General features: G+C 71.7%; 21 protein-coding genes and 1 riboswitch. Of the genes, 17 read left to right on the forward strand and 4 right to left on the reverse strand.

Going from position 1 to position 23,710, the window contains the following annotated elements; translation table 11 throughout:
• The first annotated feature begins 85 nt into the window (after positions 1 to 85).
• The gene (locus tag SLAV_RS26420; RefSeq protein WP_030233186.1) at positions 86 to 1,333 is read left to right on the forward strand and encodes a L,D-transpeptidase; all 1,248 of its coding nucleotides are present in this window, start codon (positions 86 to 88) and stop codon (positions 1,331 to 1,333) included.
• 179 nt (positions 1,334 to 1,512) lie between these two features.
• Here the strand turns inward: SLAV_RS26420 and SLAV_RS26425 are convergent, their stop codons facing one another.
• The gene (locus SLAV_RS26425; RefSeq protein ID WP_030233192.1) at positions 1,513 to 1,917 is read right to left on the reverse strand and encodes a hypothetical protein; all 405 of its coding nucleotides are present in this window, start codon (positions 1,915 to 1,917) and stop codon (positions 1,513 to 1,515) included.
• Between the two features lie 199 nt (positions 1,918 to 2,116).
• Here SLAV_RS26425 and ctaE point away from each other — a divergent pair, with 199 nt between their 5' ends.
• From ctaE to SLAV_RS26455, 6 genes are all read left to right on the forward strand, one after another.
• Entirely contained in the window at positions 2,117 to 2,737 is a 621-nt protein-coding gene (gene ctaE / locus SLAV_RS26430) for an aa3-type cytochrome oxidase subunit III (RefSeq protein WP_030233195.1), read from the forward strand.
• 76 nt (positions 2,738 to 2,813) lie between these two features.
• The gene (qcrC, locus tag SLAV_RS26435) at positions 2,814 to 3,623 is read left to right on the forward strand and encodes a cytochrome bc1 complex diheme cytochrome c subunit (RefSeq protein WP_030233198.1); all 810 of its coding nucleotides are present in this window, start codon (positions 2,814 to 2,816) and stop codon (positions 3,621 to 3,623) included.
• Entirely contained in the window at positions 3,620 to 4,678 is a 1,059-nt protein-coding gene (qcrA, locus tag SLAV_RS26440) for a cytochrome bc1 complex Rieske iron-sulfur subunit (protein ID WP_030233201.1), read from the forward strand. The genes qcrC and qcrA overlap by 4 nt, the downstream gene beginning before the upstream one ends.
• The gene (qcrB, locus tag SLAV_RS26445; RefSeq protein ID WP_030233204.1) at positions 4,675 to 6,327 is read left to right on the forward strand and encodes a cytochrome bc1 complex cytochrome b subunit; all 1,653 of its coding nucleotides are present in this window, start codon (positions 4,675 to 4,677) and stop codon (positions 6,325 to 6,327) included. Before qcrA ends, qcrB begins: the two co-directional genes overlap by 4 nt.
• Before the next feature lie 164 nt (positions 6,328 to 6,491).
• A complete protein-coding gene (gene trpD, locus SLAV_RS26450) occupies positions 6,492 to 7,556 on the forward strand; it encodes an anthranilate phosphoribosyltransferase (protein WP_030233208.1) in 1,065 nt (354 codons plus the stop codon).
• A 169-nt stretch (positions 7,557 to 7,725) separates the two neighbouring features.
• Positions 7,726 to 7,842: riboswitch (SAM riboswitch) on the forward strand.
• A gap of 231 nt (positions 7,843 to 8,073) precedes the next feature.
• Positions 8,074 to 9,459: an aminotransferase class V-fold PLP-dependent enzyme gene (locus tag SLAV_RS26455; protein WP_030233211.1), complete on the forward strand. Its 1,386-nt coding sequence runs from the start codon at positions 8,074 to 8,076 to the stop codon at positions 9,457 to 9,459.
• A 57-nt stretch (positions 9,460 to 9,516) separates the two neighbouring features.
• On the opposite strand, the gene SLAV_RS26460 is transcribed toward SLAV_RS26455, so the two are convergent.
• Entirely contained in the window at positions 9,517 to 9,798 is a 282-nt protein-coding gene (locus SLAV_RS26460; RefSeq protein ID WP_007263678.1) for an Lrp/AsnC family transcriptional regulator, read from the reverse strand.
• Entirely contained in the window at positions 9,795 to 10,517 is a 723-nt protein-coding gene (locus tag SLAV_RS26465; protein WP_030233217.1) for a rhomboid family intramembrane serine protease, read from the reverse strand. The genes SLAV_RS26460 and SLAV_RS26465 overlap by 4 nt, the downstream gene beginning before the upstream one ends.
• Before the next feature lie 125 nt (positions 10,518 to 10,642).
• On the opposite strand from SLAV_RS26465, the gene SLAV_RS26470 reads away from it, so the two are divergent.
• The 7 genes from SLAV_RS26470 (at position 10,643) to SLAV_RS26505 (ending at position 19,003) form a co-directional block, all read left to right on the forward strand.
• Entirely contained in the window at positions 10,643 to 10,882 is a 240-nt protein-coding gene (locus SLAV_RS26470; protein ID WP_030233221.1) for a hypothetical protein, read from the forward strand.
• A gap of 39 nt (positions 10,883 to 10,921) precedes the next feature.
• Complete coding sequence (locus SLAV_RS26475; RefSeq protein WP_030233223.1) at positions 10,922 to 12,286, forward strand: NYN domain-containing protein; 1,365 nt, start codon at positions 10,922 to 10,924, stop codon at positions 12,284 to 12,286.
• Positions 12,287 to 12,572: 286 nt separating this feature from the next.
• Positions 12,573 to 13,619 (forward strand): C40 family peptidase, encoded by a 1,047-nt coding sequence (locus SLAV_RS26480; RefSeq protein WP_030233226.1) that lies wholly within the window; start codon positions 12,573 to 12,575, stop codon positions 13,617 to 13,619.
• 256 nt (positions 13,620 to 13,875) lie between these two features.
• On the forward strand, positions 13,876 to 14,925 hold the full coding sequence (locus tag SLAV_RS26485; protein WP_030233229.1) for a C40 family peptidase: 1,050 nt from the start codon (positions 13,876 to 13,878) through the stop codon (positions 14,923 to 14,925).
• 25 nt (positions 14,926 to 14,950) lie between these two features.
• Positions 14,951 to 16,108, forward strand: a complete 1,158-nt coding sequence (locus SLAV_RS41125; RefSeq protein ID WP_158740728.1) for a hypothetical protein — start codon at positions 14,951 to 14,953, stop codon at positions 16,106 to 16,108.
• A gap of 23 nt (positions 16,109 to 16,131) precedes the next feature.
• A complete protein-coding gene (locus SLAV_RS26500; RefSeq protein WP_030233234.1) occupies positions 16,132 to 17,274 on the forward strand; it encodes a glycosyltransferase family 4 protein in 1,143 nt (380 codons plus the stop codon).
• Positions 17,275 to 17,389: 115 nt separating this feature from the next.
• On the forward strand, positions 17,390 to 19,003 hold the full coding sequence (locus tag SLAV_RS26505) for a GMC oxidoreductase (RefSeq protein WP_030233237.1): 1,614 nt from the start codon (positions 17,390 to 17,392) through the stop codon (positions 19,001 to 19,003).
• Between the two features lie 24 nt (positions 19,004 to 19,027).
• On the opposite strand, the gene SLAV_RS26510 is transcribed toward SLAV_RS26505, so the two are convergent.
• Positions 19,028 to 20,824: an AMP-dependent synthetase/ligase gene (locus SLAV_RS26510; protein WP_100660974.1), complete on the reverse strand. Its 1,797-nt coding sequence runs from the start codon at positions 20,822 to 20,824 to the stop codon at positions 19,028 to 19,030.
• A gap of 264 nt (positions 20,825 to 21,088) precedes the next feature.
• Between SLAV_RS26510 and SLAV_RS26515 the strand changes: the two genes are divergently transcribed.
• The 3 genes from SLAV_RS26515 (at position 21,089) to SLAV_RS26525 (ending at position 23,641) form a co-directional block, all read left to right on the forward strand.
• A complete protein-coding gene (locus SLAV_RS26515; RefSeq protein ID WP_030233243.1) occupies positions 21,089 to 21,871 on the forward strand; it encodes a metallophosphoesterase family protein in 783 nt (260 codons plus the stop codon).
• Positions 21,872 to 21,971: 100 nt separating this feature from the next.
• Positions 21,972 to 22,415, forward strand: a complete 444-nt coding sequence (locus SLAV_RS26520; protein ID WP_030233246.1) for an SRPBCC family protein — start codon at positions 21,972 to 21,974, stop codon at positions 22,413 to 22,415.
• A 77-nt stretch (positions 22,416 to 22,492) separates the two neighbouring features.
• Positions 22,493 to 23,641, forward strand: a complete 1,149-nt coding sequence (locus SLAV_RS26525; protein ID WP_030233248.1) for an ArsA family ATPase — start codon at positions 22,493 to 22,495, stop codon at positions 23,639 to 23,641.
• Positions 23,642 to 23,710 lie beyond the last annotated feature (69 nt).

Here is a 23,710-nt window from a genome sequence, read left to right on the forward strand (position 1 = left end):
CGGACACCTTTTCGGAGGAGTCCGGGCCCCTCGTTTGCAGTCACCCCGCGCGCCGTAATTGTCATATCTTCATAGCGTTGGCCCCATGAAGCACTCACCGCGTCTTTGGACGGTACTCAGCTGCTCCCTGCTGGTCGCGTCCCTCGGGGCCGGCGCCACCGCATGCGGGTCCGGCGAGAAGAACCCGCTGTCTGTCCGCCCGTACGACGCGGGCGAGCACGTCGCCTTCAACCAGGCCACCGGCGGACGCCCCGCCGACCCCGACAAGCCGCTCGAAGTCACCGTCAAGGGCACGACGGCGCGCATCACCGACGTCATGGCCGTGGACACCCACGGACGCCGCCTGGCGGGCGAACTCTCCGCCAAGGGCGACCGCTGGCACAGCACCGCCCCCATGGCCGCGGGCGTGCGCTACACCGTCACCGTGAGCACGGAGGACGAACGCGGCGCTCCAGGGCAGCGCACGCTGGCTTTCGACACCACCCCGGCCAAGAAGGTCCTCAAGGTCGAATTCGGCCCGGACGAGGGCAAGTACGGCGTCGGACAGCCCATCACGGCCGAACTCAACGAGCCGGTCAAGGACAAGGCGGCCCGCGCCATCATCGAACGGGCCCTGGTCGTGGACACCCCGGACAACGTCGAGGGCGCCTGGTACTGGGTGGACGACAAGAACCTGCACTACCGCCCGAAGGAGTACTGGCCCGCCAACTCCACCGTCTCCGTGAAGAGCAACCTGGAGGGCGTCAAGATCTCCGACGAGCTCCACGGAGCCGCCTCCAAGCCCCTGAAGCTGGAGATCGGGGACCGGGTGGAGGTCACCACGGACGCCTCCTCGCACTACCTCACGTTCAAGCGGAACGGAGAAGTGATCAACACCATTCCGGTGACCACCGGAAAGCCCGGCTTCTCCACCCGCAACGGGGTCAAGGTGGTCCTGGGCAAGCAGTACTTCGTCCAGATGCGCGGAGACACCGTCGGCATCGGCGGCAGCGAGTACTACAACCTGCCCGTCTACTACGCCACCCGCGTGACGTGGAGCGGCGAGTACGTCCACGCCGCGCCGTGGTCGGTCGGCTCACAGGGCTACGAGAACGTCAGCCACGGGTGCACCGGCATGAGCACCGGCAACGCCGCCTGGTTCTACGAGAACATCACCGAGGGCGACATCGTCCGTGTGATCAACAGCATCGGCGACGACATGGACACCTTCGGGAACGGCTACGGCGACTGGAACATGGACTGGAAGGACTGGCGCGAGGGCAGCGCCCTCCTCAAGGGCACCCAGGAAGGCCGCCACCCCATGGACCAGGCCCGCCTGAGGCCCCAGGTCTAGAAGGCCTGCAGACGCCCCTCCGCGGCCCCCACGGTCGGCTGAGCCGAAGGGGCCGCGTCGGCGAAGACGGGTGAGCGCCCGGAGGGAATCGCGAGGAACGAGCGAATCCTGAGGACCCACGCCCGCCTGGAGCCGACATCGGCGGCCCCGGAGGCGAATCCGGCCCAAAAGAAGGCCGCTCAGGCGGCGCTGGAGGACAGGCGGGCCCGCAGGACACGCGCGAGGGCCTCCGGGAACTCGACAGGGTCCACCGGAAGGGTGACGGCGGCGTCCGCGCGGCTCCAGGTGGCCAGCCATGCGTCCTGGGGGCGCCCCATCAGCAGCAGCACCGGGGGACACCGGAAGATCTCGTCCTTGATCTGCCGGCACACGCCCATGCCCCCGGCGGGAACGGCCTCCCCGTCCAGCACGCAGGCGTCGATGCCGCCCGCGTCCAGCTCCTTGAGGACCGCCGGAAGCGTCGCGCACTCCAGGAACTCCACCGGCGGCAGGTCGGCGGCCGGCCTGCGCCCGGCCGCCAGCCGCACCTGCTCCCGGGTGCCCGCGTCGTCGCTGTAGACCAGAACCCGCGCAGTCGCCCGCATTTCGTTCCTCCACGTGTCACGTGAATCACGTTGATGTTGCGCGGGATGCTACTCCGTCCGACCGGTCGTCAACATCGGTTCCGGCAGCCTCGCGCAAGACGCCGGGAGGGGGATCTGATGGGCCGTTCGGGCCTTGCACACGCCCCTGACACTCCGAACGGCACCCCCCGGGGTGAGGGCGGGATAAGCGACCGACATAATGTCGGTCGTGGCGACAGCAACGACAGTAGATACCGGGCACGCGCACCCGACGGTCAACCGGCCGAACCTCGTCAGCGTCGGAACCATCATCTGGTTGAGTTCCGAGCTGATGTTCTTCGCGGCCCTCTTCGCGATGTACTTCACCCTGCGATCCGTGACGGGCGCCGAGTACTGGACAGAACAGGCTTCGGCCTTGAATCTGCCCTTCTCGGCGACGAACACAACGATCCTGGTGCTTTCCTCGCTCACCTGCCAGCTCGGCGTATTCGCCGCCGAGCGCGGTGACGTGAAGAAGCTCCGGACGTGGTTCATCATCACGTTCGTCATGGGTGCGATCTTCATTGGCGGCCAGGTGTTCGAGTACACCGAGCTGGTCAAGCACGAGGGCTTGTCTCTCTCGTCAGGCCCGTACGGCTCGGTCTTCTACCTGACCACCGGCTTCCACGGTCTGCACGTGACGGGCGGTCTCATCGCCTTCCTGCTGGTCCTCGGCCGGACGTACGCGGCCAAGAGGTTCACCCACGAACAGGCCACGTCGGCCATCGTCGTGTCCTACTACTGGCACTTCGTCGACGTCGTCTGGATCGGCCTCTTCGCCACGATCTACCTGATCAAGTAGCGAACACGTCGCCGGGCACCGCCCGGCACTCCATCCAGACACACCGACGCAGAAGATCCTGACACCGGGGTAATCCGTGAAAAAGCTCTCCGCACGACGACGCCATCCGCTGGCGGCGGTCGTCGTTCTACTCTTCGCGCTGGCGGTCACTGGGGGGCTGTACGCCGCCTTCGCGCCCGCTGGCAAGGCGCAGGCCGATGAAACCGCCCAGTCCCTCGCCATCGAGGAGGGCAAGAAGCTCTACGCCGTGGGCTGCGCAAGCTGCCACGGAACCGGCGGTCAGGGTTCCACTGACGGCCCCAGCCTGGTAGGCGTCGGCTCCGCGGCCGTCGACTTCCAGGTGAGCACGGGCCGCATGCCGGCCCAGCAGCCCGGCGCCCAGGTGCCGAGGAAGCCGGTCATCTACTCCCAGGCCCAGATCGACCAGCTCGCCGCGTACGTCGCGTCCCTCGGTGCCGGCCCCATCGCGCCCACCGAGAAGCAGTACGACCCGGCCGGTGCCGACATCGCCAACGGTGGTGTGCTCTTCCGCAACAACTGCGCGCAGTGCCACAACTTCACCGGCGAGGGCGGCGCTCTCACGCTCGGCAAGTACGCCCCGAACCTTGAGGACGTCTCGCCGAAGCACATCTACGAGGCCATGCTCACCGGCCCGCAGAACATGCCCTCCTTCCCCGACAGCACCATGCCGGAGAAGCAGAAGAAGGACATCATCGCGTACCTCCAGAACGTCAACGGCGAGAAGTCGACCAGCCCCGGTGGCCTCAAGCTCGGTGGCCTCGGCCCCGTCTCCGAGGGTCTGTTCGGCTGGATCTTCGGTCTGGGTGCGCTGATCGCTGTCGCCGTCTGGGTCGCGGCCCACACCGCTAAGGCCAAGAAGTCATGAGTAGCCAAGACATTCCCGAAGAGAAGCACCTGCCGAGTGAGCAGGGCGACGCGCACCACGGTGGCGTAGCGGTCGCGGACGACCCGTTCGCCGACCCGGGCCTTCCGGTCCACAAGCCGCGCATCCAGGACATCGACGAGCGGGCCGCGAAGCGGTCCGAGCGCACGGTCGCGATGCTGTTCACGCTGTCGATGCTGGCCACGATCGGCTTCATCGTCTCGTACGTGACCCTCCCGGTCGACAAGATCGTCTTCATCTTCCCGATCGGGAAGGTGAGCGCGCTGAACTTCGCGCTCGGTCTGACGCTGGGCACGGCCCTCTTCTGCATCGGCGCGGGCGCGGTCCACTGGGCCCGCACCCTGATGTCCGACGTCGAGGTCGCCGACGACCGCCACGAGATCGCGGCCCCGGCCGAGGTCAAGGCGAAGGTCCTGCAGGACTTCGCCGACGGTGCGAACGAGTCCGGCATCGCCCGCCGCCCGCTGATCCGCAACACCCTGATCGGCGCGATGGCCATGGTGCCGCTCGCCGGCGTCATGCTGCTGCGCGACCTGGGCCCGCTGCCCGAGGTCAAGCTGCGCAAGACCGTGTGGGCCAAGGGCAAGCTGCTGATCAACGACAACACCAACGAGCCGCTGCGTCCCGAGGACGTGCTCGTCGGTTCGCTGACCTTCGCCCGGCCGGAAGGCCTGGAGGAGGAGCAGCACGACTTCCAGACGCAGATCGCCAAGGCCGCCCTGATGATCGTCCGCATCAAGCCGGAGGACATCAAGGACAAGCAGGAGCTGGAGTGGTCCCACGAGGGCATCGTGGCCTACTCCAAGATCTGCACCCACGTCGGCTGCCCGATCAGCCTGTACGAGCAGCAGACGCACCACGTGCTCTGCCCGTGCCACCAGTCCACCTTCGACCTTTCCGACGGCGCGCGAGTCATCTTCGGCCCGGCCGGTCACGCGCTTCCGCAGCTGCGGATCGGCGTGAATGACGAAGGCTTCCTCGAAGCGCACGGCGACTTCGAAGAGCCCGTCGGTCCTGCTTTCTGGGAGCGCGGATGAGCACTGCCACCAATTCATCAGCCGCTGGAGCGCCGGGCAACACGGCGCGCAAGGCGCCGGCCGGCGAGCGCGTAGCCGACTGGGCGGACGGCCGCCTGGGCATCTACAGCCTGGCCAAGTCCAACATGCGCAAGATCTTCCCGGACCACTGGTCCTTCATGCTGGGTGAGATCTGCCTCTACAGCTTCATCATCATCATCCTCACGGGTGTGTACCTGACGCTGTTCTTCCACCCGAGCATGAACGAGGTCGTGTACCACGGCTCGTACGTGCCGATGCAGGGCGTCCAGATGTCCGAGGCCTTCGCCTCGACCCTGGACATCAGCTTCGACGTCCGCGGCGGTCTGCTCATCCGGCAGATCCACCACTGGGCGGCCCTGATCTTCGTCGCGGCCATGCTCGTGCACATGATGCGCGTGTTCTTCACGGGTGCCTTCCGCAAGCCGCGCGAGGTCAACTGGGTCTTCGGCTTCCTGCTGCTGGTCCTCGGCATGTTCACCGGTTTCACCGGTTACTCCCTGCCGGACGACCTGCTCTCGGGCACCGGTGTCCGCTTCATGGAGGGCGCGATCCTGTCCGTGCCGGTCGTCGGCACGTACCTGTCGTTCTTCCTCTTCGGCGGCGAGTTCCCCGGCGGCGACTTCGTCGCCCGGTTCTACTCGATCCACATCCTGCTGCTGCCCGGCATCATGATGGGCCTGCTGGTGGCCCACCTGATCCTGGTCTTCTACCACAAGCACACCCAGTTCGCGGGTCCCGGCAAGACGAACAACAACGTCGTCGGCATGCCGCTGCTGCCGGTCTACATGGCCAAGGCCGGAGGCTTCTTCTTCCTGGTCTTCGGTGTCATCGCGGCCATCGCGGCGCTCGCGTCGATCAACCCGATCTGGGCGCTCGGCCCGTACCGCCCGGACCACGTGTCCACCGGTGCGCAGCCCGACTGGTACATGGGCTTCTCCGAGGGCCTCATCCGTGCCATGCCGGGCTGGGAGATCAACCTCTGGGGCCACACGCTGGTCCTGGGCGTGTTCATCCCGCTGGTGATCTTCCCGCTGGTCCTCGCCACGATCGCGGTGTACCCGTTCATCGAGGCCTGGGTCACCAAGGACAACAGCGAGCACCACATCCTGGACCGCCCGCGCAACGTCCCGACCCGTACGGCGTTCGGTGTCGCCTGGCTCACCTGGTACGTGATCCTGCTGATCGCCGGTGGCAACGACATGTTCGCGCAGTACTTCCACCTGTCGATCAACTCGATCACCTGGTTCGCGCGGATCGGCTTCTTCGTGGGCCCGGTCATCGCCTTCGTCATCACCAAGCGGATCTGCCTCGGCCTCCAGCGCCGGGACCACGACAAGGTGCTGCACGGTCGCGAGACCGGCATCATCAAGCGCCTGCCGCACGGTGAGTTCGTCGAGGTCCACGAGCCGCTCCCGCAGGGCAAGCTGCACACCCTCACCTCGCACACGCAGTACGCGCCGATCGAGGTCGGCCCGACGGTCGACGAGAACGGTGTCGAGCGCAAGGTGAAGGCCGGCGAGAAGCTGCGTGCGAAGCTCAGCAAGGGCTTCTACGGGGAGAACACCCACATTCCGAAGCCCACGGCGGAGGAGTACAAGGAGATCCAGAGCGGCCACGGCCACCACTGATCTCGGTATGACCGCTTGAGGGATCGGTTTCGGCCAATCCTGGTGTCGCCACGGTGAGAGCCCCGTCCAGTGTCTGGACGGGGCTCTTCGCCGTCTCCGGGGCTGGATAGGCTGAGATCCTTCCTCATTCGACGTGAAACTTTTCCGAGCAGCAGGAGCGGACCATGAACGTTGTGACCCCGGCAGGCGGCGACAGCGTGGCGGCCCGTGGCTGGCCGGGCCTCCTCGACACCCTGCTGACCGGCCGGGACCTCGGTGCGGACGACACCGCCTGGGCGATGGACCGGATCATGCGGGGCGAGGCGACGGACGCGCAGATCGCCGGTTTCATGGTGGCCCTGCGGGCCAAGGGGGAGACCGTCGCGGAGATCAACGGCATGGTGCGTGCCATGTACGATCACGCCAATCTGATCGAGGTACCGGGCCGGACGGTGGACATCGTCGGCACGGGCGGGGATGGCGCCAAGACCGTGAACATCTCCACGATGTCGGCGCTCGTGGTGGCCGGTACCGGCGCGAAGGTGGTCAAGCACGGCAACCGGGCCGCGTCCTCCGCGAGCGGCTCCTCGGACGTGCTGGAGAAGCTCGGCGTCAACCTGAACCTCACCCCCGCCCGGGTGGTGGAGGTCGCCGAGGAGGCCGGCATCACCTTCTGCTTCGCGGTGAAGTTCCACCCCGCGCTGCGGCACGTGGCGGCGGCCCGCAAGGAGCTGGGCATCCGGACCACCTTCAACTTCCTCGGCCCGCTGACGAACCCGGCGAAGGTGCGCGCGCAGGCCACCGGCGTGGCGGACGCCCGGGTCGCCCCCATCGTGGCCGGGGTGCTCGCGGAGCGCGGCTCCTCGGCGCTGGTCTTCCGGGGCGACGACGGCATGGACGAACTCACCACGACGGCCACCTCCCGGGTGTGGTGGGTCCGCGACGGCGCGGTCACCGAGCAGACGTTCGACCCGCGTGACATCGGGATCCCCATCGTGGACGTCTCCGCCCTCCGCGGCGAGGACGCCTCCTACAACGCGGACGTCGCCCACCGGCTGCTGGCCGGGGAGACGGGCCCCGTGCGCGAAGCGGTCCTGCTGAACTCGGCGGCGGCCCTGGTGGCGCTGGACCCGGGCAGCGGGTCCCTGGAGGAGCAGCTGGCGGCGGGCGTCGTCCGCGCGGCCGAGTCGATCGACTCGGGCGCGGCCCGCGCGGCCCTGGAACGCTGGGCGGCCGCCAGCAACGCGTAGCCGCCCGCCGCGCGGCGCCCCCCGACGGCCGGAGGCCGGCGCAGCCGGGCGAAGCCCGGGAGGCCGCCCGCGGCCGAGCGGCGCGAGCGCGGCGTTCAGAAGCAGACCCCGGTCCACATGGTGGACCGGGGTCTTGTGTGTGGAGGATCTTGTGGCAGGATGCTGTCCAGGTCACGAGTGACAGCGTTTAGGCCCCGGCTTGCTGTCCGGCAACCCTCCTTCCGTGGCGGGGTGCCCCGGGTGATGACCAGGTCGTAGGCAGCGAGGTCTACGGCAAGCGCGGATCCCTCGATACCAGGGGTCCTGGGTCTTCGAGGAGCTTTTTCCGTGAGCAAGCGAATGCGATAGGGCGACTCCGCCCCTTCTTCACCCCTCGGATAGGGCCGCTCAGGCGTACCCCCACGACATTCCGAGGTCCTTCCCGTACCCCTGTGGCCGGCCGGCGCCGTCGCGTCCTGCCGTACCCGCGTACGGGCACACCGAAGCCATTCAGCCCTGCCTGCCGGGAGACACCGCCATGTCCGCATTCCTGAACTCCGCCACCGTCACCGCCGCCACCGCCGTCGACCCCGCCTGTGCCGAGCCGCTGCCCGTGCTCGGCCGTGACGTCACCGTCCCGCTCGTCACCGGTGGCGAGGTCACCTACGCCGCCCTCGACTACGCGGCCAGCGCCCCCGCGCTCCAGCGGGTCTGGGACGACGTGGCCGCGTACGCCCCGTACTACGGCAGCGTCCACCGCGGGGCCGGGTACCTCTCGCAGCTCTCCACCGACCTGTTCGAGCAGAGCCGCGCCACGGTCGCGGAGTTCCTGGACTGCCGCCCCGGCGACCAGGTGGTGTTCACCCGGTCGACCACCGACTCCCTGAACCTGCTCGCCGCCGCCCTCCCGGCCGGCTGCCAGGTGTTCGTCTTCGAGACCGAGCACCACGCCTCGCTGCTGCCGTGGACCAACGCCCAGGTCACCTACCTCAACGCGCCGCGCACCCCGGCCCAGGCCGTCGCCACCCTGGAGCGGGCGCTGGCCGACCGCGACCCCTACGGCCCCGCCCTGGTCTGCGTCACCGGTGCCTCCAACGTCACCGGCGAGCTGTGGCCGGTCAAGGAGCTGGCCGCCGCCGCGCACGCCCACGGTGCCCGGATCGTCCTCGACGCCGCCCAGCTGGCCCCGCACCACCCCCTGTCCGTCCGGGACCTGGGCGTGGACTGGGTCGCCTTCTCCGGCCACAAGCTCTACGCCCCCTTCGGCTCGGGCGTCCTCGCCGGCCGCGCCGACTGGCTCCAGGAGGCCGAGCCGTACCTGGCCGGCGGCGGCGCCTCCCGCAAGGTGGCCCGCCGCGAGGACGGCGGCGTCGACATCGAGTGGCACACCACCGCGGCCCGCCACGAGGCCGGCTCCCCGAACGTCATCGGCGTCTACTCCATCGCCTCGGCCTGCCGCGCCCTGAAGGAGGCCGGGTTCGAGAACCTGGTCGCCCGCGAGAACCGCCTCATCGCCAGGGTCCGCGAGGGCCTGGCGGACGTCCCCGCCGTGCGCGTGCTCTCCCTCTTCGGGGACGACGCCCCGCGTGTCGGCGTCATCTCCTTCGTGGTGGACGGCTGGAACAGCTCCCACTTCGCCGCCGCGCTGTCGGCGGAGTACGGGATCGGCGTGCGCGACGGCCTCTTCTGCGCCCACCCGCTGGTCCGCACCCTGCTCGGCAGCGAGCCCCAGGAGCCGGGCGAGTGCGGTGCCCCGGAGGCCGCCCCGGGCGAGCGCTCGCTCAACGCGATCCGGGTCTCCTTCGGCGCGGGCACCCCCGACGAGCACGTCGAGCGGTTCCTGCGGGCCGTCAAGGAGCTCGTCGCGGACGGCGCCAAGTGGCAGTACCGCACGGAAGAGGGCCGCTGCGTCCCGGCCGTGTGAGACGCTCTCGATCATGACCTAGGGGAGGCCCCGCCGGGGCTGTGAACCGGCGGAGCGCTACGCGTCGAGGCCGATGGCGAAGGCCGCTTCCAGGTCGTGCTGGGAGTACGTGCGGAACGCCACGTGCGTGTCGGTCGCCTCGACGCCCGGGATCTTGCTGATCCGGCCGGGGATGATGTCGGCGAGGTTCTCGTGACGGGCGACGCGGACCAGGGCGATCAGGTCGTAGGTACCGGTGACGGAGTAGACCTCGCTGACGCTGTCCAGCTGGGCGATGGACTCGGCGATCTCGGGGATGCGGTCCACGCTGGTCTTGATGAGCACGATCGCGGTGATCACGGTTGGCTGTCTCCCTCGCCGGCAGTCACTGGTCGACCCACTCTAGTCGTACGGCGATAGCGCGCCCATGCGTAGAGGAACCCCAGGGAGAAGCCCACCACGTGCGCCAGGTAGGCCACCCCCGGCCCGCTCTCCGCGCGCTGCGCGGCCAGCCACTGGAGGGCGAACCAGAACACCAGGACGATCCAGGCGGGGAAGCGCAGGGGCAGGAAGAGCAGGAACGGGAACAGGCTCGTCACCCGGGCCCTCGGGAAGAGGCAGAGGAAGGCCCCCAGGACCGCCGAGATCGCCCCGGACGCGCCGACCAGCGTCTGGTCCGAGGAGGCGTTGGCCGCCGCGTACGCCGCCAGCGCCAGGTAGCCCGTGCACACGTAGAAGACGAGGAAGGGCGCCCGGCCCATCCGTTCCTGCGTCATCGCGCCGAAGACGTGCAGGAAGAGCATGTTCCCGAGCAGGTGGAGCCAGCTGCCGTGGACGAACAGCGCGGTCAGCGGGGTCAGCAGCGGGCGCGCGGCCCCCGAGAAGAGTTCGTCGGGCACCACCCCCCAGTGCCGGAAGTACGCCGTCCCCGTGGTGAGCAGCCGGTCGCCGGTGCCGTAGGAGGGATTCAGGCCGGAGGCGGGACCGAGCAGGAAGGCCAGGCAGCAGCCGGCGATCAGTGCGTACGTGACCACCGGGCCCCGGGCGGCCTCGCGTAACGTCAGCCACTTTACGATCATGCGACAGAGCATGACGCAGACGGACCCCGCCCGAGGGCGGTGCCAGGCCGTAGGGTTACGTGCGCGGTCCGTGCACTGCCGCGGACGGCTTTAATTGAATGAGCTACGAAGGAGCGAGCGACCTGATGACGGTTCCCCTGCCGACCGAGACCACCCGGTGGCGCTGCACGCTGTGCGGCAACCTCACGCGGTTCGACGTCACCCGTTCGTCGAAGGTCGTCGAGTACGTCCACCTGGACCTCGCCGGGGAGCCCAAGGTCGAGGAGCGCGAGGTGGTCAGTGAGACCATCGACTCGGTCCGCTGTCGCTGGTGCAACGCGGTGGACCAGATCGAGCTCGTGGACAGGCCGGGCGCGGACTCCTGAGGGAGCCGGGCCCACAGTAGATCACGGTAGGGGTGACGGATTGTGGAGCCAGCAAGCGGCGCTGAGCCGGCCGACGTGGCCGGCGACGCCGCCGAGGTGCTCGACCGCCCGCTGCCGGAGGGCGTGCGGCGCCGGGTCGTCGCGCTCGTCTCGGACGCCTTCGGCGGACTGACGGTCGCCGACCTCCCGGCGCAGCTGCGGCAGTACGCCCGGTTCACCCCGACTCGCCGCGCCAAGTTCGCGGGCAACGCCATGGCCGCCGCCGTGGAGACGGACGGGGTCTTCCGCGGCCGGGTCGCGGAGAAGCTGCGCGAGGCGCAGCCGGAGCTGGCCGGGGCGCTGGACGGCGGGGCGCCGCCCGCGGCCGCGGACCCGCTGGACGTGGCGGCCGCCGCGTACGTGCTGCGTCCGGCCGGCTGGGTCAAGCTGGTGGCCGCCGCAGGCGAGGAGGCCCAGCGCGCCGACGCCGAGCGGGTCGGTGACGAGACCCGCCGGGAGCTGGAGCGGCTGCGCTCGGAGCTGGCCCAGGCGCGGGAGAACCAGCGCGCCGGGGGCGACCAGGTGCGGGCCGAGCTGGACTCCGCGCGCAAGGAAGCGGAATCGCTTCAGCGCAAGCTGCGCAGTGCCCTCAGCGACGTGAAGAGGGGCGAGGCGGCCCTGCGCAAGGTCACCGCCGAGGTCGACGGGATCCGTGCCGAGGCGGCCGCGCAGGTGGCCGCCGCCGAGAGCGAGTCCCGGCGCCTGAAGTCCCGGCTCGCCGAGGTGGAGTCCTCGCTGGAGACCTCGCGGCGGGCCACCCGTGAGGGGCGCAGCATCGAGGACATGCGGCTGCGGCTGCTGCTGGACACCGTGCTGGACGCGGCGGCGGGCCTGCGCCGTGAGCTGGCGCTGCCGCCGGTCTCGACGCGTCCGGCCGACACCGTGGACGCGGTGGAGCCGGGCCGGATGACCCCGAAGGACATCGCGGCGCGGGCCCTGTCGGAGACCGATCCGGCGCTGCTGGACCAGCTGTTGGCGCTGCCCCAGGCGCATCTGGTGGTCGACGGCTACAACGTGACCAAGACCGGCTATCCGACGATGCCGCTGGAGAAGCAGCGGCTGCGGCTGCTGGGCGGGCTGTCGATGCTGGCCGCGCAGACCGGCGCCGAGATGACCTGTGTCTTCGACGGGGCGGAGCTGGCGGCCCCGGTGCTGCTCGCGCCGCCGCGCGGGGTGCGGGTGCTGTTCTCCAAGGCCGGGGTGACGGCCGACGAGCTGATCCGCCAGCTGGTGCGGGCCGAGCCGCCCGGCCGGCCTGTGGTCGTGGTCTCCACGGACCGCGAGGTGGCCGACGGGGTCGCGAAGGCGGGGGCCCGGCCGGTGACCTCGGCGCTGCTGCTGAAGCGGCTGTCGAGGGTTTCGTAGCCGATGGCCCTTTGGTGCCTTTCGTAACTGCTGGGCGCAATGCCGGAATTGGTGGTGCGTGCGGGGGACGCACCGTCAACTCGTCGGCACGCAGCGTGCGCCGCGGGTAAAGAAGCCGGTGGGGAAGCGGAATTTTGCGTACGGGGATTTGAACTCATCGCGGGCGGGTCACTAGGGTCTGCTTCAAACCTTCGTGCGGTCGTTCATCCATTCGGGGTGCGGGCGGAGGTGCGCTGCCGAGTCCGACCTTCCCTTCGGTGGCTCCAGGATGAAGGAGCTCGCGTTCGTGGCGTCCCACCGTCGACCCAAGCCGCCGACCCGCACCCGCGTGAGCGTCCTCACGGCACTGGCCACCGCGGCCGTCGCCCTCTCCTCCCAGTCGGCCATGGCCGCCCCGGACAAGCCGAACAAGGACGAGGTCAAGTCCAAGGTCGACGCCCTCTACGAGGAGTCCGAGCAGGCGGGCGAGAACGCCAACGCCGCCAAGGACCGCCAGGACAAGCTGGAGAAGGAGATCGCCCAGCTCCAGGACCAGGTCGCCCGCGGCCAGGACGAGCTCAACGGCCTGCGCAACGTCCTCGGTTCGATGGCGACCGCCCAGTACCGCGGCGGCGGCCTCGACCAGTCCGTGGAGCTGCTGCTGTCCGGCGACCCGGAGACCTACCTCGACAAGGCCTCCACGCTCCAGCAGTTGAGCGGCAAGCAGGTCGAGGCGATATCGAAGATCCAGGCCAAGCAGCGCAGCCTCGCGCAGCAGCGGCAGGAGGCCGCGGGCAAGCTGGCCGACCTCGACGCCGTCCGCAAGGAGCTGGCCGAGAAGAAGAAGACCGCCCAGGAGAAGCTCGCCGCCGCCCAGGCCCAGCTCAACTCGCTCACCGCCGAGGAACGCGGTCAGCTGAAGAACGAGGAGGCCAAGGCGGGCGAGGAGGCCGCCAAGGCCGCCGGCGGGGGCTCCGGCGCCAAGCCCGGTGCGGTCAAGGGCTCCGGGCGGGCCGCGGCCGCCCTCGCCGCCGCCGTGACCCAGGAGGGCAAGGGCTACAACCTGGGCTCCACCGGCATGGCGTACTGGGACTGCTCCAGCCTGGCGCAGTGGGCCTACGGGCAGGCCGGCGTCCAGATCAGCCGCACCACCTTCACCCAGATCAACGACGGCACGCGCATCGGCATGAGCGAGCTCCAGCCCGGGGACCTGGTCTTCTTCTACGACGACCTGCACCACGTCGGCCTCTACGCGGGCAACGGCCAGGTCTTCCACGCCGCCAACCCCCGCAGCGGCGTCAGGTACGAGGCCATGAAGAACATGCCCTTCCAGTTCGGTGTCCGCGTCGGCTGACCCCGCGCTCCGCGCCCTCCCCGGCTCCGGGGGGACGCGCCGCACACCGCCCATCCGGGCGAATTGCGCGGACCCGCCCTGACCTCACGCCCCGCCGGTGACCTGCGTCTCCGGCGGGGCGTCACCGTGCGTGCCCGCCGGCGGTCGTTGGCCGGCGTGTGATGGCGCCGCTACTGTCTGCCAGCGCGGAACCCGGCACTCGGCCGTCCACGGGGGGCGGACCCGGGCCCCGCGCAGCGCAAGGGAGCGGTTCCACGTGGCGTCCCATCGCCGGTCCGGGCCCAGCGGCCTCGACCGGAGCACCAAGGTCACCGTCCTCACCGCCGTCGCGGCCACCGCCGCCGTGGCCCTGACGGGAGCCTCCGCGCAGGCGGCCCCCGGGCTCCCGCACGACCCCTCCACCGGGTCCCGCGCCCAGGTCGACCGGCTCTTCGAGGAGGCCGAGCGGGCCACCGAGAAGTTCAACTCGGCCGGTGAGAAGGCCGACGGCCTGCGCGCCGAGATCAGCCGGGCCCAGGACGCGGTGGCCCGCGGCCAGGACCGCATCAACACCATGCGCGGGGTCCTCGGCGCTTTCGCCGGGGCCCAGTACCGCTCCGGCGGCCTCGACCCCACCGTCGAGCTGATGCTGTCCGACGACCCCGGCGACTACCTCGACCGGTCCGCCGTCCTCAACCGGCTGAGCGGCCGCCAGGCCCGGCAGCTCGACGAACTGCGCGAGGAACAGCGCCGGATCGGCCAGCAGCGCCAGGAGGCCTCCCGCAAGCTCGCCGAACTGGAGGCCCTGCGCGCCGAGGTGGCCACCCAGAAGCGGTCCGTCACGGCCAAGCTCGCCGCCGCCCGGCAGCTGCTCGACGCGATGCCCTCGGGGGAGCGGGCCGACTTCGAGCGGGCCTCGCGCTCCGGCGGCCGCGCCGACGCGCTGCCGGACCTCCCCTCCGACGACGGCGGCCGGTCCTCCGGCCGGGCGATGACCGCGGTGATGGCGGCCCGCGCGGCGGTCGGCAAGCCCTACGTGTGGGGCTCCACCGGCCCCTCCGGCTTCGACTGCTCCGGGCTGATGGTGTGGTCCTACCGCCAGGCGGGCGTCGCGCTGCCCCGCACCTCCCAGGCGCAGCGGTACGCGGGCCGGCGGGTGCCGCTCTCGCAGGCCCGGCCCGGGGACCTGGTGACCTACCGCTCCGACGCCAGCCACGTCGCCATGTACGTCGGCAACGGCCAGGTGGTGCATGCCCCCTATCCGGGTGCGCGGGTGCGCTACGACCCCGTCGGGATGATGCCGGTGTCCTCGGTCACCCGCCCCTGAGGCGGGCCGTGCGTACGATCGGCTGATGATTCCGGTCCGCCGATCCCCGCGCGTGCTGCCGCGCGCGCTGCCGCTCCTGCTGTGCCCGCTGCTGCTCTGCCTGCCGGTGGCCGGGTGCGCGCACCCGGCCGCCCGCACCCCCGCGGCGGCCGGGACCACGGCGGAGGCCGGGATCCGCGAGGCCGTCGCCGCCTGGTCGCGCCGGCCGCCCGAGCGGCTCGCCGGGATCCCGCTGGAGGGCTGGTCCTACGAGGTCACCTCGGTCCGGCCGGACGGCGCCCGGGCCCTGGTGCGGGCCGAGCTGCGCTACCGGCTCACCGGCTACGACGCCGCCCCCGCCGGGTCGGCCCGCGAGGTGGAGCTGGCGCGGGAGGGCGCCGCCTGGCGGGTCACCGCCGACCGGCCCGCCCCCGGGGCCCCGCCCCAGCTGTGGGACCAGGGCCCGGTGACGGTGGTCCGGGGCGAGCACTCCCTGGTGCTCGGCGTGGGCCAGGACCGGGGGACGCTGACCGGGATCGCCGGGGAGGCCGACCGGGCGGTACCCGCCGTGAGCGCCGCCTGGCCCGGCGACTGGGCCCGGCGGGTCGTGGTGCTGGTCCCCGCCTCCCTGGACGCGATGGCCGCGCTGCTGGGCCGGCCGGCCGACGCGTACCGGGGCATGGGCGCCGTCACCACCGGCCGGGTGGGCGCCGCGCCGGCCCCCGCCGACCGGGTCGTGATCAACCCCGCCGGGTACGCGGAGCTCAGCGCCGCCGGCCGGAGCGTGGTCCTGACCCACGAGGTCACCCATGTCGCGACCCGTTCCGCCACCTCCGCCTCGACCCCGCAGTGGCTCTCCGAGGGCTTCGCCGACTGGGCCGCGTACCGGGGCACCCCCGCCACCCCGGCCGAGGCCGCGCCCGCGCTGGGCCGGGCCGTACGGGCGGGCGGGCCGCCGCCCGCGCTCCCGGCCGACGCCGCGTTCGCCTTCGGCGGGGACGCGGAGGCCATGGCGCGGGCCTACGAGGGCGCCTGGCTGGCCTGCCGGCTCGTCGCCGACCGGTGGGGCGCCGAGGCGCTCGTACGGCTCTACCGGGACGCGGGCCGCGAACCCCTGCCCGCCGCCCTGGAGGGGGCGCTGGGGACGGACCTGCCCGCGCTGACGCGGGCCTGGCAGGAGGCCCTGCGCCACGAGCTCGGCTGACGCCGTCCGGTACGTTGGCCACGATGCACAAGACGCTGATCGTGACCAACGACTTCCCGCCGCGCCCGGGCGGCATCCAGGCCTTCCTGCACAACATGGCGCTGCGACTCGACCCCGAGCGGGTCGTGGTCTACGCCTCCACCTGGAAGCACGGGGCCGAGGGCCGCGAGGCCACCGCCGCCTTCGACGCCGAGCAGCCCTTCACCGTGGTGCGGGACCGCACCACCATGCTGCTGCCGACCCCCCGGGTGACCCGCCGGGCGGTCTCCCTGCTGCGCGAGCACGGCTGCGAGTCCGTGTGGTTCGGGGCGGCGGCCCCGCTGGGCCTGATGGGCCCGGCGCTGCGCCGGGCGGGCGCCCGGCGGCTGGTGGCCACCACCCACGGGCACGAGGCGGGCTGGGCGCAGCTCCCGGCCGCGCGGCAGCTGCTGCGGCGGATCGGCGAGGGCACGGACACCCTGACCTACCTGGGGGAGTACACGCGTTCGCGGATCGCCTCGGCGCTCACGCAGCGGGCGGCCGACCGGATGGTCCAGCTCCCGCCGGGCGTCGACGAGAAGACCTTCCACCCCGGGTCGGGCGGCGCCGATGTCCGGGCCCGCCTCGGCCTGAGCGACCGGCCGGTGGTCGTGTGCGTCTCGCGGCTGGTCCCGCGCAAGGGGCAGGACACGCTGATCGAGTCGATGCCGCGGATCCTGGCGGCCGTGCCGGACGCGGTGCTGCTGATCGTGGGCGGAGGCCCGTACGAGGCGGACCTGCGCGCGCTGGCCGCGCGGACCGGGGTCGCGGACTCGGTGGTCTTCACCGGGGCCGTCCCCTGGGCGGAGCTGCCGGCCCACTACGGCGCCGGGGACGTCTTCGCGATGCCCTGCCGGACCCGGCGGGGCGGGCTGGACGTGGAGGGGCTCGGGATCGTGTACTTGGAGGCCTCGGCGACGGGCCTGCCGGTGGTCGCGGGCGACTCGGGCGGGGCGCCGGACGCGGTGCTCGACGGGGAGACCGGCTGGGTGGTGCGCGGCGGCGCCCCCGAGGAGGCGGCCGACCGGATCGTCGCCCTCCTCCAGGACCCGGAGCTGCGGCGCCGGATGGGAGAGCGCGGGCGGGCCTGGGTCGAGGAGAAGTGGCGCTGGGACCTGCTCGCCGACCGCCTGCGCGAGCTGCTGTAGCCGTCCGCGCGGGCCGCGGCGGGACCCGCCGCGGCCCCGCCATGCCCGACTGTCACTCACATGCGTGGCAGCACGGGTTATGGCCGGTTCGGCCGGATCCGCTCATCATGCGCCCATGACACCAAAGCTGACGCGCCGTCAATTCGGCCTCGCCGCCCTCCAGACGGCCGCCGCCCTCGGGTTCACCCGCATCGGGCTCTCCTCCGCGGCCGCCGTCGAACCCGCCGCCGCGCAGTACGCCCCCGCCATCGTCGTCGGCTCCGGCTACGGATCCGCCGTCGCCGCGCTGCGCCTGGGGCAGGCCGGGGTGCGCACCGTCGTCCTCGAAATGGGGCGGCTGTGGGACACCCCCGGGCCCGACGGCAAGGTCTTCCCCTCCACCTCCGCGCCCGACCAGCGCTCCATGTGGTTCCGCACCCGCACCGAGGCCCCGCTCGCGCAGTTCCTCTGGCTCGACGTCGTCAACCGGGACATCAGCCCGTACCCCGGTGTCCTCGACCGCGTGAACTACGGGGACATGTCGGTCTACGTCGGCCGCGGCGTCGGCGGCGGCTCCCTGGTCAACGGCGGCATGTCGCCCACCCCGAAGCGCTCGTACTTCACCGAGGTGCTGCCCGGCGTCGACGCCGACGAGATGTACGGGACCTACTACCCCCGCGCCCGCGCCATGCTCGGCGTCAACGACATCGACCCTGCCTGGTTCGAGTCCACGGAGTGGTACCGCTTCGCCCGCGTCTCGCGCAAGCACGCCCAGAACACCGGCCTGAAGACCGTCTTCGTGCCCAACGTCTACGACTTCGCGTACATGAAGCGCGAGGCCGCGGGCACCGCCACGAAGTCGGCCCTCGCGGGCGAGGTCATCTACGGCAACAACCACGGCAAGAAGAGCGTCGACAAGACCTACCTGGCCGCCGCCCTCGGCACCGGCAACGTCACCATCGAGACGATGCAGCGGGTGGTCGGCGTACGCACCGACCCGGCCGGGGGCTACGTCCTCACCGTGCTGACCAGCGACGTCACCGGCAAGATCACCCAGCTCCGGGAACTGGGCTGCAAGCAGCTCTTCCTCGGCGCCGGCAGCCTCGGCACCACCGAGATCCTGCTGCGCGCCCGCGAGAAGGGCACCCTGCCCGCCCTCAGCGAGAAGGTCGGCCTCGGCTGGGGCCACAACGGCAACGTGATGACCGCCCGCGCCAACCACCTCTGGGACACGGTGGGTGCGAACCAGGCCACCATGCCCGCGATGGGCATCGACGACTGGGACAACGCGGCCAACCCCGTCTTCGCGGAGATCGCCCCGCTCCCGATGGGCATCGAGCACTGGATCTCGATGTACCTGGCCATCACCAAGAACCCGGAGCGCGGCCACTTCACCTACGACGCCGCCACCGACTCGGCGCGGCTCCAGTGGACCCGGGACCAGAACACCCCGTCCGTCGACGCCGCCCGCACCCTCTTCGACCGCATCAACCGCAGGAACGTCACGATCTACCGCTACGACCTCTTCGGCGGCAACCGGCCCTTCGCCGACGACTTCACGTACCACCCGCTGGGCGGCTGCGTCCTCGGCGAGGCCACGGACGCCTACGGCCGGGCCAGGGGCTACCGGGGCCTGTACGTGGTCGACGGCTCGCTGGTGCCCGGCTCGCTGGGCGTGAACCCGTTCGTGACGATCACCGCGCTCGCCGAACGGAACGTGGAGCGGATCCTCGCCGAGGACCCGCGCTGACCACGTCCCGGCCGGCGGCCGCGCCTAGCCCCGGTAGAGGGCGTCGATCTCGTCCGCGAAGTCCTTCGCCACCACGTTCCGCTTGAGCTTCAGCGAGGGCGTGATGTGGCCCGACTCCTCCGTGAACTGGGAGGGCAGAATGCGGAATTTCCGCACCGATTCCGCCTTGGAGACCGCCGCGTTGCCGTCGTCGACGGCCTTCTGGACGGCGGCGATCAGCTCCGCGTCCTCGCGCAGCTCCGCCGCCGTCACCCCGGCCGGCTTGCCGTTCTCCGCGGCCCAGCGGCCCAGGAACTCCTCGTCGATGGTGACCAGCGCGGCCACGAACGGCCGCCCGTCGCCGACCACCATGCACTCCGCGACCAGCGCGTGCGCGCGGATCCGGTCCTCGATCACCGCGGGGGCGACGTTCTTGCCGCCCGCCGTGACGATGAGTTCCTTCTTGCGGCCGGTGATCGCGAGGTAGCCGTCCTCGTCGAGGGTGCCGACGTCGCCGGTGTGGAACCAGCCGTCGGTCAGCGCCTCGGCGGTGGCCGTCTCGTTCTTCCAGTACTCCTTGAAGACGTGCTCGCCGTGCAGGAGCACCTCGCCGTCGTCCGCGATGCGCACCACGGAGCCGGGCAGCGGCTGGCCGACCGTACCGATCTTCGTCTTGTCCCACGGGTTGAAGGCCGTGGCCGCGCAGGACTCGGTCAGGCCGTAGCCCTCCAGCACCGTGAAGCCGATGCCGCGGAAGAAGTGGCCGAGACGCTCGCCCAGCGGGGCGCCGCCGGAGATCGCGTACTCGCCGCGCCCGCCGAGGACCGCGTGCAGCTTGCTGTAGACCAGCTTGGAGAAGATCTTGTGCTTGAGCCGCAGCCCGAAGGACGGGCCGCCGGGCGCGTCCAGCGCGCGGCTGTACGCGATCGCCGTCTCGGCGGCCGCGTCGAAGATCTTGCCCTTGCCGTCGGCCTGGGCCTTGGCGCGCGCCGAGTTGTAGACCTTCTCGAAGACGCGCGGCACACCGAGGATCAGGGTCGGCCGGAAGGACTGGAGCTCGTCGGTGAGGTTCTTGATGTCCGGTACGCAGCCCAGCCGGATCGGCGCCAGCACGGCCGCCACCTCCACCAGGCGCCCGAAGACGTGCGCGGCCGGCAGGAAGAGCAGCACGGAGCACTCGCCGGTGCGGAAGAGTGGGCTCAGCCGCTCCACCACGTTCCCGCACTCGGCGAAGAAGTTGCGGTGGGTCAGCACGCAGCCCTTGGGGCGGCCGGTGGTGCCCGAGGTGTAGACGATCGTGGCCGGGTCGTCGGCGTTGGCGAGGGCGCTGCGCGCGTCCACCTCGGCGTCGGTGACCCCGGCGCCGGCGGCCTTCAGCACGGCCGGGGCGTCCTGGTCGATCTCCCAGACCTCGCGCAGGTCCGGCAGCCGGTCGCGCAGGGCGGCCACGCTCGCGCTGTGCGCCGGGCTCTCCACGACGACGGCGACGGCGCCGGAGTCGCCGAGGATCCACTGGATCTGCTCGGCGGAGCTGGTCTCATACACGGGGACGGTGACGGCGCCCGTGCTCCAGATCGCGAAGTCGAACAGCACCCACTCGTAACGGGTGCGGGAGATCAGGGCGACCCGGTCGCCGGGCTCGATGCCCGAGGCGATCAGGCCCTTGGCGGTGGCCCGCACCTCGGCCAGGAACTCCGTCGCGGTGACGTCCTGCCACCGGCCGTCGACCTTGCGGCTCATGACGGCGGTGTCGGGATGCTGGGCGGCATTGCGGCGGATGAGATCCGTCAGGTTCCCGTCCGAAGGGACCTCGTACAGGGCCGGAAGGCTGAACTCGCGCAAGACTGCTGCTCCTCTGGGCGCCATCGCCACCGTGTGGACCGACCGGACGTTACCCACCGGTAGTGGGTTCCGGATAGAGGGAACCGGCCAGATGTTCCGTGCGTCACATTCTGTACATCGGCATACATTGCCCAGACACCGCCGGGCCCGGAACCGCCCTGCCGACACTAGTCGACGCGGTTCGAGACTCGGAAGTAACCGCAGGTCCGGCCGCCTGCGAGGCCCCCTCTACCGGGCCGCGCCCGCCGCCCCTAGGGTGGCGGCATGGGTGGCACGAAGAGTCGTACGCGGGTCCACGTCGTCAGCGACGTCCACGGCAACACCGAGGCACTGGCCCGGGCCGGCGAGGGCGCGGACGCCCTCATCTGCCTCGGTGACCTGGTGCTCTTCCTCGACTACGCCGACCACTCGCGCGGCATCTTCCCCGACCTGTTCGGCATCGAGAACGCCCACCGGATCGTCGCGCTGCGCACCGCCAAGCGGTTCGCGGAGGCGAGGGAATTCGGCCGCAGGCTGTGGGACGGGCTGGACAGGGAGCGGCTGATCGAGGAAGCGGTACGCCGCCAGTACGCGCGGATGTTCGCCGCCTTCCCCAGTCCCACGTACGCCACCTACGGCAATGTCGACATGCCGGGTCTGTGGCCCGAATACGCCGGACCCGGCACCACGGTGCTCGACGGGCAGCGCGTGGAGATCGGCGGCCGCGTCTTCGGCTTCGTCGGCGGCGGCCTGCCCACGCCGATGCGCACGCCCTACGAGATCGACGAGGAGGAGTACGCCGCCAAGGTGGAGGCCCTCGGCGAGGTGGACGTGCTGTGCTCCCACATCCCGCCGGAGGTGCCCGAGCTCTGCTACGACACCGTCGCGCGCCGCTTCGAGCGGGGCAGCGAGGCCCTGTTGGCCGCCATCAGGAAGACCCGGCCGCGGTACGCCCTCTTCGGCCACGTCCACCAGCCGCTGGCCCGGCGGGCCCGGATCGGCGGCACCGAATGCGTCAACGTCGGCCACTTCGCGGCCACCGGCAGGCCGTGGGCCCTGGAGTGGTGAGAGGTGCTGGAGTGGCGGCCCCCGCACGCGCGGTAGCCTTCACGCGGCGGCCGGGGGCCGCCCGCACACTTGTCGAACACTCCCCGGAGGAGCGACCGCGATGGCGGAACACACCAGCTCTAGCATCACGATCGAGGCCGCGCCGGCCGACGTCATGGCCGTGATCGCCGACTTCGCCCGCTACCCCGAGTGGACCGGCGAGGTGAAGGAGGCCGAGGTACTGGCCACCGACGCCGAGGGCCGCGCCGCCAAGGTGCGGCTGCTGCTCGACGCGGGCGCGATCAAGGACGACCACACCCTCGCCTACAGCTGGAAGGGCTCGGACGAGGTCAGCTGGACCCTGGACAAGTCCCAGATGCTGCGCCAGCTGGACGGCTCGTACCGGCTGGCGGCCCTGGCGGGCGGGCGCACCGAGGTCACGTACCAGCTCACGGTGGACGTCAAGATCCCGATGCTCGGCATGATCAAGCGCAAGGCCGAGAAGGTCATCATCGACCGGGCGCTGGCCGGTCTGAAGAAGCGGGTCGAGGCCACCTCCTCCTGACGGACCCCGCCCCGGACGCGTCGCGCACGGCGCGTCCGGACCCGGACGCGTCACGAACGAGGAAGGCCCCGCACCACATGCCGCAGACCCTGCTGATCACCGGGCCCGGTGGGGCCGGGCGGACCATCGTCGCCGCCGCCACCGCGCTCGCCGCGGCGCGCGGCGGACGGCGGGTGTCGCTGCTGTCCGCCGAGGACCCCCTGCGCGGGGCCCCCGCCCCCGCGGGGCTCCGCCTCGCGCGGATCGACTCCGGCGAGGAGTTCCGCACCGAGCTGGCCGCCCTCCAGGACCGCGGCGCCGCCTTCATCGGCATGCTCGGCGGCCGCCCGCTCGGCGCCGAGGAGATCACCGAACTGCCCGGCGCCGAGCAGTTCTCCCTGCTCCGCGCCCTGCGCCGGGAGGCCACCGCCCCCGGCACCGACCTCGTCGTCGTGGACATGCCCCCGCTGCACCAGGCGCTGACCACCCTCGCCCTCCCCGCCCAGCTGCGCCGCTACCTCTCCCGGCTGCTCCCCGCCGAACGGCAGGCGGCCCGCGCGCTGCGCCCCGTACTGGCCCAGCTGGCCGGGGTCCCGCAGCCCGCGCAGTGGCTCTACGAGGCCGCCGCCCGCTGGGACGAGGAGCTGGCCGCCGTCCAGGCCGTCGTCGAGGCCCCCAGCACCGCCGTCCGGCTGGTCGCCGAACCCGGTCCCGCCGCCGACGCCGCCCTGCGCACCGGGCTGCTCGGCCTCGCCCTGCACGAACTGCGCGTCCACGACCTCGTCGCCAACCGGCTCGTGCCGCGGGACTCCGCCGACCCCTGGGTGGCCGGGATCGCGGCGGCGCAGCGGGCCTTCCTGGACGACCGGGAGCGGGCGGTGCCCGTCGTCGGGGCGGCGCACCTGGGCCGCGACCCGTGGGGCCCCGACGACCTGGACCCCCTCGTCCGCGCCGACGGCATGGACCCGGCCCCCGGCGGCGGCGACGGGACGGCCTGGAGCGTCGAGGACCGGCTCGCCGCCGACGGGATCCTCGTCTGGGCGGTTCCGCTGCCCCGCGCCCGCAAGGACGAACTGGACCTGGTCCGGCGCGGGGACGAGCTGCTGCTCGCGGTGGGCCCGTACCGCAGGATCGTTCCGCTGCCCTCGGCGCTGCGCCGCTGCACCGTCTCCGGCGCCGCCCTCGACGACGGCGTCCTGCGCGTCCGCTTCACCCCCGACCCGCAGCTGTGGCCCCGCGCGCGCTGAGGCCCGTACCACCGTTCGGGTACCGTCGGAAGTAGCCAGTACCGCACGTTCCGCCGCCGCAGGAGAGTC

It is taken from the genome of Streptomyces lavendulae subsp. lavendulae, assembly GCF_002803845.1.
In the GTDB taxonomy this organism is placed as follows: Bacteria; Actinomycetota; Actinomycetes; order Streptomycetales; family Streptomycetaceae; genus Streptomyces; species Streptomyces lavendulae.